The organism is Capnocytophaga stomatis (genome assembly GCF_002302635.1).
Taxonomy (GTDB): Bacteria; Bacteroidota; Bacteroidia; order Flavobacteriales; family Flavobacteriaceae; genus Capnocytophaga; species Capnocytophaga stomatis.
On record NZ_CP022387.1, the window covers coordinates 642,103 to 662,110 of the forward strand.

Here is a 20,008-nt window from a genome sequence, read left to right on the forward strand (position 1 = left end):
AGCTAATAACTATATTTGTTTTTCACCGGATTGGCGTACATCTCCAAATATTTTTTCTGCGAAATAGCATCTTCTGATTTGGTGCGATTGTGCATTCTTCTTTCAAATTGCCGAAATTCCTTTTCATTATAAAATTCCTTGTATTTGTCCGTATCATTTAGCAAATCATAGGCAATATAATTTGCCGGAAAAAGTTTATATTGCTTGTGGATAAACTCATCTAAATATTCAGCTAAAACTTGCAACTGCTTATTTATGTGGCTATGTTCCCTCTCAATTTGGTCAAGTTCTTCACTCAGAGGTTTTCCGACAGACATATGCACGCGTCCTTTTTGCCCCATCCAGCCTTGTAAGATGTTTTCAAAATCTTCTTTTTTTGACTTAACATACTCTACTCCATAATGTTGTGCCATCAAAGCGGGTATTTTTAACATATCCGTTGGGTCAAATTCATATGAAATAGAAATTGGAACAATATTCAACTGCTTGAAATACTGCAAAGTAGAGACACCCTGTGGAGTAGCTAAAGAAAGCATCTTCAATACACCTTGTTGAGTTCGGTCATCTCCATCTTTAGTGCGTCCTTCGCGTTGGGCACTCCAAACGGAACGATTATCCTCACAGATACAATATTTTATATATTCTGAAACAATTTTAGAACGTTCCAAAGCTTCTCTCGGCGGAAGATTTCTGTAAATAATGAAATTTCTATTCAGCATAGCGAGCCTTTGCAGAAACTCCTTTTTGATTAAATTATCCCCTATTGCCGAAGCCGTCATTTTCAGATTATAATCGTGCAGGGTAACATTCAACAATGAAGTATCAAGAACAATATCTCTATGGTTGGAAATGAACATATAAGCCTTTTCAGGACTTAGTTTATCAAACCCTTCGTGCGTAAATTCGGCAATGCTTTTTTCCATTGCTTTTTTTACCACTTTGTACATTATTTTGGTTTGAAATTCAAAAATAGATTTGCAAGAACACAGCAATTCAAGCCTTTCTTGTTCCGAAAACTGAGGAAAACCATAGCCCAACATCGCCTTCATAAAAGAATGGTCTTTTATCTTGTGTAGCACTTCTGCTACTTCACGGTCATAATAAGGACGAATTGATTTAAAATAATCCAACTTTTTATTGTTTTATGGTTGTAACGGATAGCAAAGGAACGATTTTTTTTTCATTAAACAATGCTAAAGGCTAAAAATTTTTTTGGAGTTCTCGGTTGTTATGTGAGCCACTTCCTCCAAAGGAAGCTGATAAAGGCTTGCTACTTTCTTTAAAACTTCAATGATATAAGCACTTTCATTACGTTTGCCCCTGTAAGGAACGGGAGCCAAATATGGCGAGTCGGTTTCCAACACAATGTGTTCCAAACCTATCTTATTTAAAAAAGTATCTATCTTGCCGTTTTTAAACGTAACTACTCCTCCAATTCCTAATTTCAAATTATATCCAATTGCTCTTTTGGCTTGTTCTTCCGTACCTGTGAAACAATGAAAAATCCCGAAAAGTTTTTCGTCCTTTTCTGTTTCCAACACTTCAAAAATCTCATCAAATGCATCTCTGCAATGAATCACGATGGGCAAATTATGCTTTTTTGCCAGCTGAATCTGCCAGCGGAAAGCTTCTTGTTGTTCTGCCAAAAAAGTTTTATCCCAATACAAATCTATCCCAATTTCACCAATGGCACAAAAAGGATGTTCATCCATTAGTTTCTCAACGTGGATAAGCTCTTCTTTGTAATTTTCTTTAACATCACACGGATGCAACCCATTCATTAAGAAAACATTATCAGGAAAATCTTTTTTCAAGACGAACATACTTTCGGTATAGGAAGAATCAATCGCCGGAATGAAAAATCGGGTAATTCCCAAATCTATTGCCCTCTGTATCATCTCTTTGCGGTCTTCATCAAAAGCATTGCTGTACAAATGTGCGTGCGTATCTGTAATTATCATAAAATAAATATCTTCTTTTTTCGATTTGCAAAAATATAAAAAATAACAAACCAAAAGTTTCTCTTTAAAAGTACAAATAAGGAAGATTTGCATCAATTATATTTATGAATATTCAAATAAATGTTAAAAAAATTGTACTTTTGCGTCCAAACTTAATTTACTTTTTTCAAATAAATTATGAATTTAAAACAATTACTTACAAGTCAGGGATATGTGGCAATTCCTCTGAATCCAACCATTACACAACATTTTGAAATTCAAGCCAAAATAAACGGAATAGAAGGGAAATTCATTTTAGATACGGGAGCTTCAAACACTTGCTTGGGGTTGGACAGCATTGAACATTTCAATCTGAAAACTGAATTTTCAGAGGTAAAAGCCTCAGGAGCGGGAGCCAGCGAAATGGAAACGCAAATATCAAAAACCAATTTGTTTGAAATCGGAGAGTGGAAACGCAAAAAAATGCCCATCGTCCTTTTTGATTTAACGCACGTGAATTTCGCTTTAACACAACATAATATTTCGCCGGTTCACGGAATTATTGGTGCAGATATTCTAAAAACAGGAAAAGCCATCATTGATTATCCAAAAAAAAGATTGTTTTTGAAATAAATCTGCATAAAATTCAAAAATATTTAAACAAATATCATTTTTTTAATTAGATTTGCATTAACTATAAAACCAACAACAAAATGAAGATAAAAAAATTAGGAGCTATTGACATTGGTTCTAACGGAGTTAGATTATTAATATCCAACGTATTAGAATCAGAAAACAAAACCCCAACATTCAAAAAAAGCAGTTTGGTTCGCGTTCCTATTCGTTTGGGAGCCGATGTTTTTTTGGACGGACAAATTTCAGAAGAAAACACCTCTCGCCTTTCCGATTCAATGCAAGCATTTGATTTACTGATGAAAGTAAATAAAGTGGAAAAATATATGGCTTGTGCCACTTCTGCAATGCGAGAAGCTTCCAACGGACAAGAAATCGTTGAAAAAATATTCAAAAAAACGGGCGTTAAAATCCGAATTATTGATGGCTCGGAAGAAGCAAAAATCATCGCATCTACTGATATACACTCACTTATAGAAAAACAAGGCAAATCCTATTTGTACATTGACGTTGGTGGAGGAAGCACTGAATTCACAGTTTTTGTGAACGGAAAAATAATCAATTCACGTTCTTTTCCCATAGGTACTGTTCGCCTTTTGGACGGTATGGTTAGTTCAAAAATGTGGAAAGAAGCCGAAGATTGGATTAAAGAAAATACCAAAAATATTTCTTCAATTGAAGCCATCGGTTCGGGAGGAAATATCAATAAAATATTTAAAAATTCAGAAAAAAAAGAAGGCAAGCCTCTATCATACAAATATTTAAAGGACTATTTAAAGTATCTATCTTCCTTTACCTATGAAGAAAGAATTCGCATTTTAGGATTCAACCCCGACCGTGCGGACGTAATCCTTTACGCTCTTCAAGTGTACATCAACGCAATGAAATGGGGACAAGCTAAAACAATCCACGTACCAAGAATAGGGCTGGCTGACGGAATCATAAAAACCATATATTACAACGGTGTATCAAAATAATAAAAACCAATATACAATGAAATTAGCAGTTATTGCACACGACGGAAAAAAAGCAGAAATGGTCTCCTTTTTGATGAAAAATTTAAAAATTCTCCATTCGGCAAATATTCAAATCATTGCAACTGGAACCACAGGGCAACACGCTCAAAATGCGGGATTTGAGGTTGAAAGAGTACTCTCTGGTCCCAAAGGAGGAGATGCACAAATCGCCGCACAAATCGTTGAAGGAAAAATCCAAGGTGTTTTCTTTTTCAGAGACCCTTTGGACAAGCATCCTCACGAACCTGATATTCTGATGCTTATGCGAATATGTGATGTCCATAATATTCCTATTGCCACCAATCCTGCTACTGCGGAACTCGTTCTGAAAGGATTGGCAGGAGACAACAAAAACTAATCAAACACACACGTAATTTTATTAATCTTAACACACAGAATATGAAAAAATTACTTACATCAACACTCGTTTTATTTTCGCTAAACATTTGTTTTGCCCAGCTAAAAACCCCCGATGCAAGTCCAAAATCTTCCGTAAACCAGACGGTAGGGCTAACCGACATCAGTGTAACTTATTCTCGTCCTTCAGTAAAAGGAAGAGCGATTTTCGGAGATTTGGTTCCTTACGGAAAAATCTGGCGTACGGGAGCTAATGCTGCTACTGTTATTGAGTTTTCAACAGCAGTTACATTCGGAAATAAAGAAATCAAAGCGGGAAAATACGCTCTTTATTCAATTCCGGAAGCAAATCAATGGAAAGTATTTTTGTATGAAGAATACCAGCTTTGGGGCGACCCGGGAAAGAATTATGATGCTTCAAAAGTTGTGGCTGAAACTGTTGTTAAGCCAGAAAATATCAGCCCGAAAATTGAAACTTTTTCTATTGGATTTGATGATATCAGAAATAATGACGTGATGTTAACTTTGGCTTGGGATAACATTTTAGTAAAAGTTCCAATCAAAGTAAATACACGAAGTGCCGTTATGGAAAGTATCGGAAAAACTATGAACGGACCAACTGCCAGCGACTATCACAGAGCCGCAAGCTATTATTTTGAAGAAAATATTGATTTGAACAAGGCATTGGAATGGTCTGTTAAAGCTGCCGAACTCAATCCTAATGCTTATTGGGTTTTGAAATTGAAGTCAGATATTCAAGGTGCTTTGAAAAACTACAAAGAAGCCATCAAAACAGCTGAAAAGGCATTGGAAGCCGCAAAAAAAGCTGGAAACGAAGGTTATGTGAAAGCATTAGAACACAATATTACAAATTGGAAGAAAAAATAATACACGAAAGCGGGTTGTGAAAATAAACAACCCGTTTTTTTATTTCTAAAAAAAGATGTACATTTGCACGCAACTAAATTTCAAGTTGCATTATGAATCTTCAACAAAATAAAATAGTAGGTGAAGGCTTAACCTACGATGACGTACTTCTTATTCCTAATTACTCTGAAGTATTACCAAGAGACGTTTCTATCACAACACAATTTACCAAAAACATTTCATTGAATGTCCCTATCATTTCGGCGGCTATGGATACTGTTACGGAAGCTGCTATGGCTATTGCTATGGCTCGTGAGGGCGGTATCGGAGTTTTGCATAAAAATATGACAATTGATGAGCAGGCAATGCAAATTCGCAAGGTAAAAAGAGCCGAAAGCGGAATGATTATTGATCCTGTAACGCTTCATATGGGTGCAAAAGTAGCAGATGCTCAGAAAAGTATGAAAGAAAACAGCATTGGCGGAATTCCTATTGTTGATGAAAACGGAATCTTAAAAGGAATTGTTACCAATCGTGATTTACGTTTTGAACAAGATGGAAATCGTCCTATAATTGAAGTTATGACTTCCGAAAATTTAATTACGGCAAATGAAGGAACTTCAATGAAAGATGCTGAGAAAATTTTACAAAAAAATAAAATTGAAAAACTTCCTGTAGTTGATAAAAACAATAAATTGGTTGGGCTTATTACCTTCCGTGATATTGCTAATCTGCAAGAAAAGTCTATTTCAAACAAAGATTCCTATGGCAGACTACGTGTTGCTGCTGCATTAGGCGTCACCGCTGATGCCGTAGAACGTGCAACAGCTTTGGTTGCCTCTGGAGTAGATGCCGTAATCATTGATACTGCTCACGGACATACTCAGGGAGTTGTTTCAGTTTTGAAAGCTGTTAAGGCGAAATTCCCTGAATTAGATGTCGTTGTTGGAAATATTGCAACCCCTGAGGCTGCTATCTTTTTGGCTCAAAATGGAGCTGATGCTGTTAAAGTAGGAATAGGACCTGGTTCTATTTGTACAACAAGAGTTGTTGCTGGTGTCGGATATCCACAACTTTCTGCTGTAATGGGAGTTGCCAATGCACTGAAAGGCTCTGGCGTTCCTGTTATCGCTGATGGAGGTATCCGCTATACAGGCGATATTGTTAAAGCAATTGCAGCAGGAGCAGATTGCGTTATGTTAGGCTCACTTTTAGCAGGAACTAAGGAATCTCCGGGAGAAACGATTATTTTTGAAGGAAGAAAATACAAGTCTTATCGTGGAATGGGTTCTGTTGAAGCTATGAAACAAGGAAGTAAAGACCGCTATTTCCAAGATGTTGAAGACGACATCAAAAAATTAGTTCCCGAAGGAATTGTAGGGCGAGTGGCATACAAGGGTGAATTGCAAGAAAGTATGCATCAGTTCATAGGAGGACTACGTGCAGGAATGGGATACTGCGGAGCTAAAGATATTAAAACTCTCCAAGAAACTGGACGTTTTGTAAGAATAACAGCAAGCGGTATAGCGGAAAGCCACCCACATAATATTACCATCACAAAAGAAGCTCCTAATTACTCGAGGTAATAAAATATTATAATTATATGAGAAAACAGCCTAATTTTAAGGCTGTTTTTTATTTCCCTTAAGACTCTAATAAACTCTCCTAATATTTTAAGATATCTTACAGAATCTTAACCCTCAAAAAAACAAAAAACCTCAAGATTCCTCTTGAAGTTTCTAAAAGAAGGTAGTGTGCGGCCGCAGAAACACTCTACCCCCCTTAAAAAACAAAAAAACTCCAATCATCTCTGATTGGAGTTTTAACTTAAAGAAGGCGGCGACATACTCTCCCACTTGCGTAGTACCATCTGCGCTAAAAGGTTTAACTGCTCTGTTCGGAATGGTAAGAGGTGAGACCTTTCGCTATAACCACCTTAAGTCTTTAGGGAAGAGCCATTAGGCAACAGGCATTAGCCATACTTCCACTATAATATGTTAACATACTAGGATAAAAAACACGTTCTAATTATCCGCCAACTGCCATAAGCTATCAGCACAAAAGAATCTGCGACGCAATAAGTCTACGGGTTATTAGTATTACTCGGCTATGACATTACTGCCGTTACACCTGTAACCTATCAACGTGGTCATCTCCCACGACCCTTAAAAGAAATCTCATCTTGTGGCGGGTTTCGTACTTATATGCTTTCAGCACTTATCCCTTCCCAACGTAGCTACTCAGCCATGCTCCTGGCGGAACAACTGATACACCAGAGGTTGGTCCAACTCGGTCCTCTCGTACTAGAGTCAGCACCACGCAAATTTCTAACGCCCACAGTAGATAGAGACCGAACTGTCTCACGACGTTCTGAACCCAGCTCGCGTGCCACTTTAATGGGCGAACAGCCCAACCCTTGGGACCTTCTCCAGCCCCAGGATGTGACGAGCCGACATCGAGGTGCCAAACCCCCCCGTCGATGTGAGCTCTTGGGGGAGATCAGCCTGTTATCCCCGGCGTACCTTTTATCCTTTGAGCGATGGCCCTTCCATACGGAACCACCGGATCACTATGCTCTACTTTCGTACCTGATCGACTTGTTAGTCTCTCAGTCAAGCTCCCTTATACCATTGCACTCTACGCACGGTTACCAAGCGTGCTGAGGGAACCTTTAGAAGCCTCCGTTACGCTTTTGGAGGCGACCACCCCAGTCAAACTACCCTCCACGAATTGTCCTCCACTCTATGCGGAGTTAGACCTCAGATAAGCAAAGGGTGGTATTTCAACAACGACTCCACAACTACCGGAATAGCCGCTTCTAAGTCTCCCACCTATCCTACGCATCACTTATCCAAGACCAATACGAAGATATAGTAAAGGTGCACAGGGTCTTTTCGTCCCACTGCGGGTAATCGGCATCTTCACCGATACTACAATTTCACCGAGCTCATGGCTGAGACAGTGTCCAGATCGTTACACCATTCGTGCAGGTCGGAACTTACCCGACAAGGAATTTCGCTACCTTAGGACCGTTATAGTTACGGCCGCCGTTTACTGGGGCTTCAATTCAATGCTTCGCCGAAACTAACATCTCCTCTTAACCTTCCAGCACCGGGCAGGTGTCAGACCCTATACGTCATCTTTCAATTTAGCAGAGTCCTGTGTTTTTGATAAACAGTCGCCTGGACCTTTTCACTGCGGCCTCCCCGGAGGGAGGCGACCTTTCTCCCGAAGTTACAGGTCTATTTTGCCTAGTTCCTTAGCCATGAATCTCTCGAGCGCCTTAGAATTCTCATCCCAATCACCTGTGTCGGTTTACGGTACGGGTTTCATAACTCGCTTTTCTTGGAAACGTTATCTGCTCATTATCACCGCAGCCGAAGCCTTAGTGTACTATCAATGCCATAACAGCACCTTCAACGTACTATTCCGTCAGTACGCAGAGCTTACCTCATTCCGTCACTTCTATCGTTATGAAAGTACAGGAATATTAACCTGTGGTCCATCCACTACTCCAATTCGGATTCGCGTTAGGCCCCGACTAACCCTCAGCTGATTAGCATAGCTGAGGAAACCTTGATCTTTCGGCGGGCAGGTTTCTCGCCTGCCTTATCGTTACTTATGCCTACATTTTCTTTTCTAATCGCTCCAGCAAACCTCACAGTTCACCTTCAACGCCATTAGAATGCTCCCCTACCACTTAATTTATTAAGTCCATAGCTTCGGTAATATGCTTATGCCCGAGTATTATCCATGCCCGACCGCTCGACTAGTGAGCTGTTACGCACTCTTTAAATGTATGGCTGCTTCCAAGCCAACATCCTAGCTGTCAGTGCAGTCAGACCGCGTTTGGTCAACTTAGCATATATTTGGGGACCTTAGCTGATGGTCCGGGTTCTTTCCCTCTCGGACATGGACCTTAGCACCCATGCCCTCACTGCCGCAAAACATTTATTAGCATTCGGAGTTTGTCAGGAATTGGTAGGCGGTGAAACCCCCGCATCCAATCAGTAGCTCTACCTCTAATAAACTATATACGACGCTGTACCTAAATACATTTCGGGGAGTACGAGCTATTTCCCAGTTTGATTGGCCTTTCACCCCTACCCACAGGTCATCCGAAGTCTTTTCAACGACAACCGGTTCGGTCCTCCACGCTGTGTTACCAGCGCTTCAACCTGCCCATGGGTAGATCACCAGGTTTCGCGTCTACTACTACCAACTATATCGCCCTATTAAGACTCGCTTTCGCTACGAATTCGTATCTGAAATACTTATCCTCGCTGGTAAAAGTAACTCGTAGGCTCATTATGCAAAAGGCACGCCGTCACCCAAAAGGGCTCCGACCGCTTGTAAGCGTATGGTTTCAGGGTCTATTTCACTCCGTTATTCACGGTTCTTTTCACCTTTCCCTCACGGTACTGGTTCACTATCGGTCTCTCAGGAGTATTTAGCCTTACCGGATGGTCCCGGCAGATTCAGACAGGGTTCCACGTGCCCCGCCCTACTCAGGATTTCCCTATGATTTATTAAACGTTACCCATACGTGACTATCACACTCTATGGCGTATCTTTCCAAACACTTCCGGTTCCATTTAACAACCAACATCGGGTCCTACAACCCCCATATTGCCGTAACAACATGGGTTTGGGCTGTTCCAATTTCGCTCGCCACTACTCTCGGAATCACTTTTGTTTTCTTCTCCTCCGCCTACTTAGATGTTTCAGTTCAGCGGGTTCGCCTCCTTTATAAGGATACTAGTCCTTCAAACTAGTGGGTTGCCCCATTCGGATATCTGCGGATCTATTCGTATGTGCCAATCCCCGCAGCTTTTCGCAGCTTATCACGTCCTTCTTCGCCTCTGAGAGCCTAGGCATCCCCCATACGCCCTTACATAACTTATTGCGCTTGTAGTTGCTTTACTTCAAGTAAAGCATACCTCGTTCTCTTTGATTCTTTTATTTTTTTCTCGATTTAATCAATCTTATTTGATCTCTCGTGTTTTTTATCCCAATATGTCAATGAACCTTTCGAAAGTTTAAAGTGTAAAGTTAAAAGTTTGAAGTTTTTTATCCTTTTTACTTTATCCTTTATCCTTTTCCCTGTGGAGAATAAGGGAGTCGAACCCTTGACCTCCTGCGTGCAAGGCAGGCGCTCTAGCCAGCTGAGCTAATTCCCCTTTTTATACAGGTATTAGGGGTTAGGCAATAGGGAATAGTTTATATCAATCCCAAAACTCTTACCTATCTTAAAAGCAACAACCTCTAAAATTTCCTTTCATTCTATTTCTATGAACTTTTTAGCATTTAGCTAATAGCTATCAGCCTTTGTAGTCCCAGGCAGACTCGAACTGCCGACCTCTACATTATCAGTGTAGCGCTCTAACCAGCTGAGCTATGAGACTGCATCTTTTTTTATCGACTGCACAAGATTTAAAGAAAATCCCTAACAACTCTCCATTTGGATCGTCTCTAGAAAGGAGGTGTTCCAGCCGCACCTTCCGGTACGGCTACCTTGTTACGACTTAGCCCCAGTCACTAGTTTTACCCTAGGCAGCTCCTTGCGGCAACCGACTTCAGGTACCCCCAGCTTCCATGGCTTGACGGGCGGTGTGTACAAGGCCCGGGAACGTATTCACCGGATCATGGCTGATATCCGATTACTAGCGATTCCAGCTTCACGGAGTCGAGTTGCAGACTCCGATCCGAACTGTGACCGGCTTTATAGATTCGCTCCTGCTCACGCAGTGGCTGCTCTCTGTACCGGCCATTGTAGCACGTGTGTAGCCCAAGATGTAAGGGCCGTGATGATTTGACGTCATCCCCACCTTCCTCACGGTTTGCACCGGCAGTCCCGTTAGAGTGCTCGACTTCACTCGCTAGCAACTAACAGCAGGGGTTGCGCTCGTTATAGGACTTAACCTGACACCTCACGGCACGAGCTGACGACAACCATGCAGCACCTTGAAAAACGTCCGAAGAAATATCTATCTCTAGATACGTCGTTTCCCATTTAAACCTTGGTAAGGTTCCTCGCGTATCATCGAATTAAACCACATGCTCCACCGCTTGTGCGGGCCCCCGTCAATTCCTTTGAGTTTCACACTTGCGTGCGTACTCCCCAGGTGGGATACTTATCACTTTCGCTTAGCCACTCAATATTACTACCAAACAGCTAGTATCCATCGTTTACAGCGTGGACTACCAGGGTATCTAATCCTGTTCGCTCCCCACGCTTTCGTCCATCAGCGTCAATAAGTTGTTAGTAACATGCCTTCGCAATCGGTGTTCTGTGTAATATCTATGCATTTCACCGCTACACTACACATTCCAGCTACTTCACAACCATTCAAGACCTACAGTTTCAAAGGCAGTTACTCAGTTGAGCTCAGTGCTTTCACCTCTGACTTATAAGCCCGCCTACGGACCCTTTAAACCCAATGATTCCGGATAACGCTCGCATCCTCCGTATTACCGCGGCTGCTGGCACGGAGTTAGCCGATGCTTATTCGTATGGTACCGTCATCAATCTACACGTAAATCTTATTCTTCCCATACAAAAGCAGTTTACAACCCATAAGGCCGTCATCCTGCACGCGGCATGGCTGGATCAGTCTTCCGACCATTGTCCAATATTCCTCACTGCTGCCTCCCGTAGGAGTCTGGTCCGTGTCTCAGTACCAGTGTGGGGGACATCCCTCTCAGAACCCCTACCCATCGTAGCCTTGGTGTGCCGTTACCACTCCAACTAGCTAATGGGACGCGTACTCATCTTTTGCCACCGTAGCTTTAATTATTAAATGATGCCATCCAATAATACTATAAGGTATTAATCCAAATTTCTTCGGGCTATCCCTTAGCAAAAGGTAGATTGTACACGCGTTACGCACCCGTACGCCGGTCTCAAGTGCCGAAGCACTCTACCCCTCGACTTGCATGTGTTAGGCCTGCCGCTAGCGTTCATCCTGAGCCAGGATCAAACTCTTCATCGTTAAAATCTTTAATATTATAACCAAATAAAGTAATTGACTCTAGGATTAATTCTTTAAATCTTTTTTGTGCTGTCAACAATATATCAATGAACTATGCGTCTTATTCATTTTAGCAACGCACCTCCCCTTCAGAAGCTCGTTGCATTTGCGGGTGCAAAAGTAATACTTTTTTTTAAACCACCAAAACTTTTTGAAAGTTTTTTTTATTTTTTGCTTTTAGCTATTGGCTAATTGCTATTAGCTATACACCGTAAGCCTTTCAAAGCGGGTGCAAAGATAAATACTTTTTTTATTCCCACAAAATTTTTATGAACTTTTTTTATTTTTTCGCTTTTAGCTATTGGCTAATTGCTATTAGCTATACACCGTAAGCCTTTCAAAGCGGGTGCAAAAGTAATACTTTTTCCTAAAACTCCAAACTTTTTGCCAAGTTTTTTGCAAAAATCTTTTGAAAATAAATTCAAAAAACTTAAAATCAATCATTTAAATAAAAAGAATTTTTCAAATAAAGAAATCCTAAAGAAGAAAAACTTAGAAACAATAATTTCTTACACCATAATATATAATATTGAATCTTGCCGGCTAACTAACTTTTTATACCTTTGCAAAAATTCAATTTTATGTACATCTATAATTTAACTGCGGTTATAGGGAGAAATATCCACAATCAATGGCTGGACTGGATTAAACAAATATATATCCATAAGGTTTATGAAACAAACAAAATCAAATCAGTGAGGATTTTCAAAATTATGAATATGGAAAACGATATAACATACGCAATCCATCACGAAACTGAGTCTCCTCAAGATTTACTTCACTTCATCAAGAAAGAAATCCCTACGCTTAAACAATTAAGTATGGAGAACTTTGGCGATAAAGTACTGATGTTCGGTACGGAGCTTAAAGAAATCTCCTTATAAATAACAAATCACTTAAAAAAGACAACAAATCACTATGGAAACGGTAAAAGCCAAAAAACATTTAGGACAACATTTCTTGAAAGACCTCAATATCGCTCAAAAAATTGCCGATACACTCTCACTTTCAGGGTATAGTAAGGTTTTGGAGATAGGTCCCGGAATGGGCGTGCTCACACAATTCCTTTTAAAGAAAGGCACCGAAGTACACGTTATCGAAATCGACAAAGAATCGGTGAGTTATCTCGAAAAAAACTTCCCGACCTTACAAAATAATATCATCAGTGGCGACTTTTTGAAGTTCAATATTCTTTCTTACTTCCGAAGTGAGCCATTTGCCGTCATAGGTAACTTTCCTTATAACATTTCTTCGCAAATTATATTCAGAACTCTCGAATTACGTGACTATATTCCCGAATTCAGTGGAATGTTTCAAAAAGAAGTGGCGGAGCGTATCTGCGAAAAGCCCGGAAGTAAAACGTATGGCATCCTATCTGTACTAACTCAAGCCTTCTATGATGCAGAATACCTCTTCACCGTGTCGGAAAACGTATTCAATCCGCCGCCTAAGGTCAAAAGTGGAGTACTTCGACTACAGCGGAAGGCAAATTATCATCTGGACTGCGACGAAAAAAAATTCTTCAACATAGTAAAAACAGCGTTCAATCAAAGAAGAAAAACGCTTCGCAACAGTTTAAAACAGTTCCTCACCAATGAAGAAGTAAAGCAGAACAAAATCTTCGATAAGCGTCCGGAACAACTCTCGTGGCAGGAATTTTTATACATCACCAATCTGATTGAGTCAAAAAATAAAGGATAAAGTGTAAAGGATAAGGGAAAAGCGTAAAGAGTTAAAGAAAAAGAAATTATCCATCACTCTGAGCGAAGCTCAAGAGCAATAAAAAGATAAGGTCAATGGAGAAAATCGTGGTGTTACTATTTCAAATCAGTAAACTTTATTGAATTACTCAAAAATGCATCCATCTGAGAATAATAGTCCTCTCCATAATATTTATAAAAATGACCATTAGGTTTTATCGCTATAAAGGCTCCGCAGTTTTGATGGCGTGTGAAAATATTTTTGTGAAAAAATCCCGTATCTAATTTATATTTTTCAATAGTTTTATAAATATTCTTGAAAAAGAAATCTTCTGTAAAAACAAAAAAATCTATAGCATTATATGTTTCACTGATTTCATTTGAAATTTTAATACTATTCTTTGCCATTTCACGAACGTCTGATGGGGTTTGCCCATATTCAAAACAATTTGGAGCTTTCTGTGAAAAATTTATAATAATTGTCTTTCCGTCCGGAATTGTAGTTTGCAAATTTTCCTCAATCAACTTTTTTATTGTGAAATACTCTTTTTTTGTATATTTACCATAAAATTGCTCTACACTCCCGATGTATTGAGGAGCAAAAAAATGAATCGTTATAGGCTCATCATTATACATTTTAACATAACTCGTTTCTTTAGTTTGAGGTTTTGTTACCTTGCAAGAAATCAATCCAATAATTAAGATGAAAACTGCTATTTTTTTAATAAAATTCATAATAAAAATATTTTTTGTTTATGTGAAAGATAATTTTTTATTACAAAGATAAAAATTCTGTAATTTCATTTCGTATTTAATCATAAAAAATATAATACTAATACCTTACGGAAACAAAATTACAGTAAATTTTTGAATTATTGACAATAATTTAAAAAATTTTATTCTAATTGAGGATAAACATCATAAAGTTATCTATGGTGAGCTGATATTAAAACATATAGGTAATTGTTTTAGTTGCAAAAAGTTTCTGTGAATAGAGTTAAGCAATTTGACTTGGAAAATGATATAAACTGACTTTCAACATTTTGTAAGAAAGTAGATTCAACAGAAAGCTTCAATAGTAAGCTGGCAAAGGTAATTATCAGTAATGCTGAGGAAGTGTTTTCAGTAACCATACATACTACTACATTGAAGAGGTTTTAAGTTTAAAAAATATCATATACGACTAAATATCAACAAAATAGCTTGATATAAACTATTGAGTTGAATTAAATAGTAAAAATACTTATATTTGCAGAAGAAAATAACAAAGGTACTCTATGTCAACATTTAAACTCACGGATGAACTTATTGAGCAAATCGAATTACTCATCAATGAGGAGCGAAACAAGGAATTGGAGACGCTACTCAATGATATGCACTACGCTGATATTGCAGAGATTATACACGAATTGCATATTAAAGAGGCAATTTATATTATCCGACTGCTTGATACGGAAAAGACATCAGACGTTATTACGGAGTTAGATGAAGATTTCAGAGACAAAATCCTTGAAAATATGTCCGCAAAAGAGATTGCGGATGAGTTGATAGAGCTTGATACGGACGATGCGGTGGATATTATCTCAGAACTTCCCGAAAAACGAAAGACAGAGGTTATTTCATACATCGAAGACGTAGAACACGCAAAGGATATCGTCGATTTGCTTCGGTATGATGACGATACCGCAGGGGGATTGATGGCTAAGGAGTTAGTAAAAGTCAATGAGAATTGGAATGTACTCAAATGTGTAAAGGAAATGCGCGAACAAGCTGAGTTTGTAAAGCGTGTACACTCCATTTACGTAGTTGATGATAACGATGTATTAAAAGGAAGGCTTTCACTAAAAGATTTATTAACCACTTCTACGCGTTCCAATATAAAAGACGTATATATCCCTAAGGTAGATTATGTTTATGTTACCGATACGGCAGAAGATGTTGCCCGAATAATGGCAAAATATGACTTGGAGGCTATTCCGGTAGTCGATGAGATGAAAAGATTAGTCGGACGCATCACTATCGACGACGTGGTGGACGTTATCAAAGAGGAAGCAGAAAAAGATTACCAGTTAGCAGCGGGTATCACCCACGACGTGGAGGCTGACGATAGCATTTGGAAACTTACAAAGGCACGACTGCCTTGGCTACTTATCGGAATGTTCGGCGGACTGGGAGCAGCAAGCATTATCAATGGCTTTCAAGGAGCTATGGAACGCTTTCCGGTGCTTTTAATCTTCATACCACTCATTCAGGCAACGGCAGGGAACGTTGGGGTACAGTCATCGGCTATCGTAGTACAAGGACTGGCAAATGATTCCATAGACGGCGAAATATGGGGCAGGTTGTTGAAAGAATTTCTTTTGGGTCTCATAAATGGGTTAGCTATTGCCGCAGTGGTGATTCTGGTTAGTCATTTTGCCTTCCAGACCAGCTATCTTATCAGCCTGACTGTAGCAGTTGCCTTAGTAACCGTGATAATCAATGCGGCAGTCATCGGAACTTTTATCCCTATTTTCCTGCACAAACGAGGGATTGACCCAGCTGTTGCCACAGGTCCGTTTATCACCACAAGTAATGACGTATTAGGTATCCTGATTTACTTTTCCATTGCGAAGATTGTTTTAGGTTTTTAAAGAAATACTTATACTTTTATTTATATAAATTTTAATAGTGAAATAATTTTTCAACCATATTTAAGAATTATCAAAATAAGAAAAATATTTTTTTGAATTTTTATCGTATCTATTTAACTTATAAAAAGATTTATCTAAAAAAAGCAAATAGCTGAATGATAATTAACATTCCTTTTTCTTTATTTCTTTTCTTTTGTGCTTTCAGTTAAAATTCCTACTTTTGCCGATTGAAAATCAAAACAACTACATAATAAAATGGCTAAGACCAAATATATTTTCGTAACGGGAGGCGTCTCGTCTTCACTTGGAAAAGGAATCATTGCGGCTTCACTTGCCAAATTATTGCAAGCAAGGGGCTATCGTGTTACTATTCAGAAGTTTGACCCATATATTAATGTCGATCCGGGAACGCTCAACCCGTATGAACACGGCGAGTGTTTCGTTACTGAGGACGGTGCCGAAACTGACCTTGATTTAGGTCACTACGAGCGTTTTTTGAACGTACATACCTCACAAGCTAATAACGTGACTACAGGGCGTATCTATCAGAGTGTCATTGAAAAGGAACGCAGAGGAGAATTTTTAGGAAAAACCGTACAAGTCATTCCGCATATTACCAACGAAATCAAGCAACGTATGCAAATACTTGGTCAAACTGGTGATTATGACATCGTTATAACAGAAATTGGCGGAACAGTTGGTGATATTGAGTCACTTCCGTACATTGAATCGGTTCGACAATTGTTATGGGATTTGGGCGAGAATAACGGAATTGTAGTACACTTGACTTTGGTTCCGTTTTTGGCAGCCGCGGGCGAATTGAAAACAAAACCTACTCAGCACAGCGTAAAAACCTTGATGGAAAGCGGAATAAAAGCCGACATTTTGGTTTGCCGTACCGAACACGAACTTTCGGACGACTTACGTTACAAATTAGCTTTGTTCTGCAATGTAAAACGTGAAGCAGTAATCCAATCTATTGATGCTTCAACAATTTACGACGTTCCAAATATGATGCTTTTGGAAGGTTTGGATAAAGTTGCTTTGAAAAAATTGGCTCTGCCTGACAAAAAAGAACCTGATTTAACGCAGTGGAATGCTTTCTTACAACGACACAAAAATCCAAAAAACCGAATTAAAATCGGGCTTGTTGGGAAATATGTAGAATTGCAAGATTCATACAAATCAATTTTAGAAGCATTTATTCACGCAGGAGCTGAAAATGAGGTAAAAGTTGAAGTGGAAAGTATTCATTCCGAGCATTTAGATGTTGATAACATCAAAGAAAAGCTTGGACATTTAGACGGAGTTTTGGTTGCTCCAGGATTTGGAAACAGAGGTATTGAAGGAAAAATTGAGGCAATTCGTTTTGTACGTGAAAATAAAATTCCGTTTTTAGGAATTTGTTTAGGAATGCAAATGGCGGTTATTGAATTTGCTCGAAATAAAGCTAACTTACTGAATGCCAATTCCACAGAAATGAATCCTGATGTGGAATATCCGGTTATCAGCTTGATGGAAAATCAAAAAGATATCACACATAAAGGCGGAACAATGCGTCTTGGTGCTTGGGATTGCAAATTACTGAAAAACAGCAACATATATGAGGCTTACGGAAAAGAGAATATCTCTGAGCGTCATCGTCATCGTTATGAATTCAACAATGAATTTAAAGATGTTTTAGAAAAAGCTGGAATGCGTTGCACAGGAATTAATCCTGAAACGGGCTTAGTGGAAGTTATTGAAATTCAAGACCATCCTTGGTTTGTAGGTGTACAATATCACCCTGAATATAAAAGTACAGTTGCCAATCCGCACCCACTTTTCGTAGCCTTTGTGAAAGCAGCTCTAAAAAATAAACTTGAAAAAATTAATTCAAAATAATTTGATATTTATAAACATAAACTCTTAAATATCAAACAAATTAACATTATATGGAAGAAAAAAAGATTGATTTAAAAACCATTATTGGGTTTGTGCTCATTTTCGTATTGCTTATGTGGATGATGTACAATAATCGTCCTACTGAGCAAGAAATAGCTCAACAAAAGGCTGAAAAAGAGCGTATTGAAGCAGAAAAAGCAAAACAAAACAACGATACACAAGCCCAAAATACAACTACTTACAGTTCTGTACCTACGGATTCAGTAACTTTGGCAAATTATAAATCTTCATTGGGAGCTTTTGCCTACTCGGCTTCGCTTCCATCTGCTAAAGAGGAGGTTACTATACTTGAAAACAAGGACTTAAAACTGACAATCAACAATAAAGGTGGACAAATTGAAGAGGTTCTTTTGAAAGAGTTCAAAACCTATGACGCTCAGCCACTTTATTTGATTCACGACAAAAATGCATCGTTTTCAATCAATTTTACAACCACTCAAAATCAAAATCTGAATACAAAAGATTTATACTTTGAGTCTTCCGTTTCAGAAAAAGACGGAATGAAAGTAGTTTCAATGAAATTAAAAACTTCTGAAAATCAATATTTGGAGTACGTTTATGCTCTCCCTTCAGAAGGTTATATGGTTGATTTTAAAATTCATTCAAAGGGTCTTTCAGGAGTATTGGACACTTCGCGACAAATTTCGTTGGACTGGGCTTTGAAATCCAGAAGAATGGAAAAAAGTGTTACTTACGAAAATCGATACACACAGTTAACCTCTCTGTATGAAGAAGATAAAGTAAGCAGAATGAGTGAAGGGAGCAACGACAGCGAGGAAAACAAAAATGTTCGTTGGGTAGCTTTTAAACAACATTTATTCTCTTCCATCTTAATTTCAGATAATGCGTTTGAAAGTGGAAAATTCGAATCAAAAAATTTGGTCGATGACGAAGGTGTAGATGTAAAATTCACCAAAGATTACAATGCACAAATTGCTCTTGCTTCAAAAGGAAATGAAATTAACGAATCTTTGCATTTCTATTTCGGACCAAGTGATTACAACTTATTAAACAAATACGACGAAAAAGGAAATTATAACTTAACAGAATTAATTCCGCTTGGTTGGGGAATTTTCGGTTGGTTGAATAAATGGTTATTTATTCCTTTGTTCAACTTCTTATCTAATTATTTTTCAATTGGTTTGTGCATTATTTTGATGACAATTATTGTGCGTTTATTACTTTCGCCAATGGTTTACAAATCGTACATTTCGCAGGCAAAAATGAAAGTTTTAAGACCTGAAATCACGGAAATCAACGAAAAATACAAAGAACCAATGAAACGCCAACAAGAAACAATGGATTTGTACCGAAAAGCGGGCGTTAATCCTTTAAGTGGTTGTATTCCAGCACTTTTACAACTTCCTGTTTTCTTGGCTCTTTTCAACTTTTTCCCAACAGAATTTGGATTAAGACAAAAGGCTTTTCTGTGGGCAGATGACCTTTCATCCTACGATGCTGTTTTGGAACTTCCTTTCTCAATTCCTTTTTATGGAAGTCACGTGAGTTTGTTCCCAATCTTAGCTTCGGTTGCAATTTTGATTTACTCAATAATGACAATGTCACAAAGTATGCAACAGCAACAACCGGGAATGCCAAATATGAAATTCTTAATTTACCTCTCTCCTATTATGATGTTATTTTTCTTTAATAACTATGCCAGTGGATTGAGTTTATATTATTTCATATCGAATTTACTTACCATTTTCATAATGTTAGCCATCAAGCATTGGATTATTGACGAAAAGAAAATTCACGCCAGAATTGAAGAAAATAAGAAAAAACCTAAACAAGAAAGTAATTTTCAGCGTAAAATGCGTGAAATGATGGAACAAGCTGAAGCACAACGCAAAGCTCAACAGAAAAAATAATAATAATAAAGAAAAA

General features: G+C 38.5%; 13 protein-coding genes, 2 tRNA genes and 3 rRNA genes. 10 read left to right on the plus strand and 8 right to left on the minus strand.

Annotation, left to right across the window (positions count from 1 at the left end):
* Positions 1 to 2 precede the first annotated feature (2 nt).
* Entirely contained in the window at positions 3 to 1,130 is a 1,128-nt protein-coding gene (locus CGC58_RS02855) for a lysophospholipid acyltransferase family protein (RefSeq protein ID WP_095895031.1), read from the minus strand.
* Between the two features lie 63 nt (positions 1,131 to 1,193).
* Positions 1,194 to 1,955, minus strand: coding sequence for a TatD family hydrolase (locus tag CGC58_RS02860; RefSeq protein WP_095897085.1), 762 nt, complete (start codon positions 1,953 to 1,955; stop codon positions 1,194 to 1,196).
* Between the two features lie 183 nt (positions 1,956 to 2,138).
* On the opposite strand from CGC58_RS02860, the gene CGC58_RS02865 reads away from it, so the two are divergent.
* The 5 genes from CGC58_RS02865 (at position 2,139) to guaB (ending at position 6,399) form a co-directional block, all read left to right on the plus strand.
* Entirely contained in the window at positions 2,139 to 2,573 is a 435-nt protein-coding gene (locus tag CGC58_RS02865; protein WP_095895032.1) for a retropepsin-like aspartic protease, read from the plus strand.
* Positions 2,574 to 2,653: 80 nt separating this feature from the next.
* A complete protein-coding gene (locus CGC58_RS02870; protein ID WP_095895033.1) occupies positions 2,654 to 3,550 on the plus strand; it encodes a Ppx/GppA phosphatase family protein in 897 nt (298 codons plus the stop codon).
* Positions 3,551 to 3,566: 16 nt separating this feature from the next.
* Positions 3,567 to 3,947, plus strand: coding sequence for a methylglyoxal synthase (locus CGC58_RS02875; RefSeq protein ID WP_095895034.1), 381 nt, complete (start codon positions 3,567 to 3,569; stop codon positions 3,945 to 3,947).
* 41 nt (positions 3,948 to 3,988) lie between these two features.
* Complete coding sequence (locus CGC58_RS02880) at positions 3,989 to 4,834, plus strand: DUF2911 domain-containing protein (RefSeq protein ID WP_095895035.1); 846 nt, start codon at positions 3,989 to 3,991, stop codon at positions 4,832 to 4,834.
* 92 nt (positions 4,835 to 4,926) lie between these two features.
* Positions 4,927 to 6,399, plus strand: coding sequence for an IMP dehydrogenase (gene guaB, locus CGC58_RS02885; RefSeq protein ID WP_095895036.1), 1,473 nt, complete (start codon positions 4,927 to 4,929; stop codon positions 6,397 to 6,399).
* Positions 6,400 to 6,644: 245 nt separating this feature from the next.
* On the opposite strand, the gene rrf is transcribed toward guaB, so the two are convergent.
* The 5 genes from rrf to CGC58_RS02910 all read right to left on the minus strand — a co-directional run bounded on the left by rrf (position 6,645) and on the right by CGC58_RS02910 (position 11,805).
* A 5S ribosomal RNA gene (gene rrf, locus CGC58_RS02890) occupies positions 6,645 to 6,752 on the minus strand.
* Between the two features lie 134 nt (positions 6,753 to 6,886).
* A 23S ribosomal RNA gene (locus tag CGC58_RS02895) occupies positions 6,887 to 9,719 on the minus strand.
* A 200-nt stretch (positions 9,720 to 9,919) separates the two neighbouring features.
* Positions 9,920 to 9,993: transfer RNA gene (locus CGC58_RS02900), tRNA-Ala, on the minus strand.
* Positions 9,994 to 10,144: 151 nt separating this feature from the next.
* Positions 10,145 to 10,218, minus strand: a tRNA-Ile gene (locus CGC58_RS02905).
* 71 nt (positions 10,219 to 10,289) lie between these two features.
* Positions 10,290 to 11,805: ribosomal RNA gene (locus CGC58_RS02910) — 16S ribosomal RNA — on the minus strand.
* Together the 16S, 23S and 5S rRNA genes with 2 tRNA genes alongside form the textbook arrangement of a ribosomal RNA operon.
* 620 nt (positions 11,806 to 12,425) lie before the next feature.
* Between CGC58_RS02910 and CGC58_RS02920 the strand changes: the two genes are divergently transcribed.
* On the plus strand, positions 12,426 to 12,728 hold the full coding sequence (locus tag CGC58_RS02920; RefSeq protein WP_095895038.1) for a DUF4286 family protein: 303 nt from the start codon (positions 12,426 to 12,428) through the stop codon (positions 12,726 to 12,728).
* A 34-nt stretch (positions 12,729 to 12,762) separates the two neighbouring features.
* Positions 12,763 to 13,545 carry a 16S rRNA (adenine(1518)-N(6)/adenine(1519)-N(6))-dimethyltransferase RsmA gene (gene rsmA / locus CGC58_RS02925; protein ID WP_095895039.1) on the plus strand — a complete coding sequence of 261 codons (783 nt, stop codon included), beginning with the start codon at positions 12,763 to 12,765 and terminating at the stop codon, positions 13,543 to 13,545.
* Positions 13,546 to 13,661: 116 nt separating this feature from the next.
* Here the strand turns inward: rsmA and CGC58_RS02930 are convergent, their stop codons facing one another.
* The gene (locus CGC58_RS02930) at positions 13,662 to 14,279 is read right to left on the minus strand and encodes a hypothetical protein (protein ID WP_095895040.1); all 618 of its coding nucleotides are present in this window, start codon (positions 14,277 to 14,279) and stop codon (positions 13,662 to 13,664) included.
* A 542-nt stretch (positions 14,280 to 14,821) separates the two neighbouring features.
* On the opposite strand from CGC58_RS02930, the gene mgtE reads away from it, so the two are divergent.
* The 3 genes from mgtE (at position 14,822) to yidC (ending at position 19,992) form a co-directional block, all read left to right on the plus strand.
* Positions 14,822 to 16,177, plus strand: coding sequence for a magnesium transporter (mgtE, locus tag CGC58_RS02935; protein ID WP_095895041.1), 1,356 nt, complete (start codon positions 14,822 to 14,824; stop codon positions 16,175 to 16,177).
* Between the two features lie 255 nt (positions 16,178 to 16,432).
* Entirely contained in the window at positions 16,433 to 18,061 is a 1,629-nt protein-coding gene (locus CGC58_RS02940; RefSeq protein ID WP_095895042.1) for a CTP synthase, read from the plus strand.
* A gap of 50 nt (positions 18,062 to 18,111) precedes the next feature.
* Positions 18,112 to 19,992, plus strand: a complete 1,881-nt coding sequence (yidC, locus tag CGC58_RS02945) for a membrane protein insertase YidC (RefSeq protein WP_095895043.1) — start codon at positions 18,112 to 18,114, stop codon at positions 19,990 to 19,992.
* Positions 19,993 to 20,008: the final 16 nt, after the last annotated feature.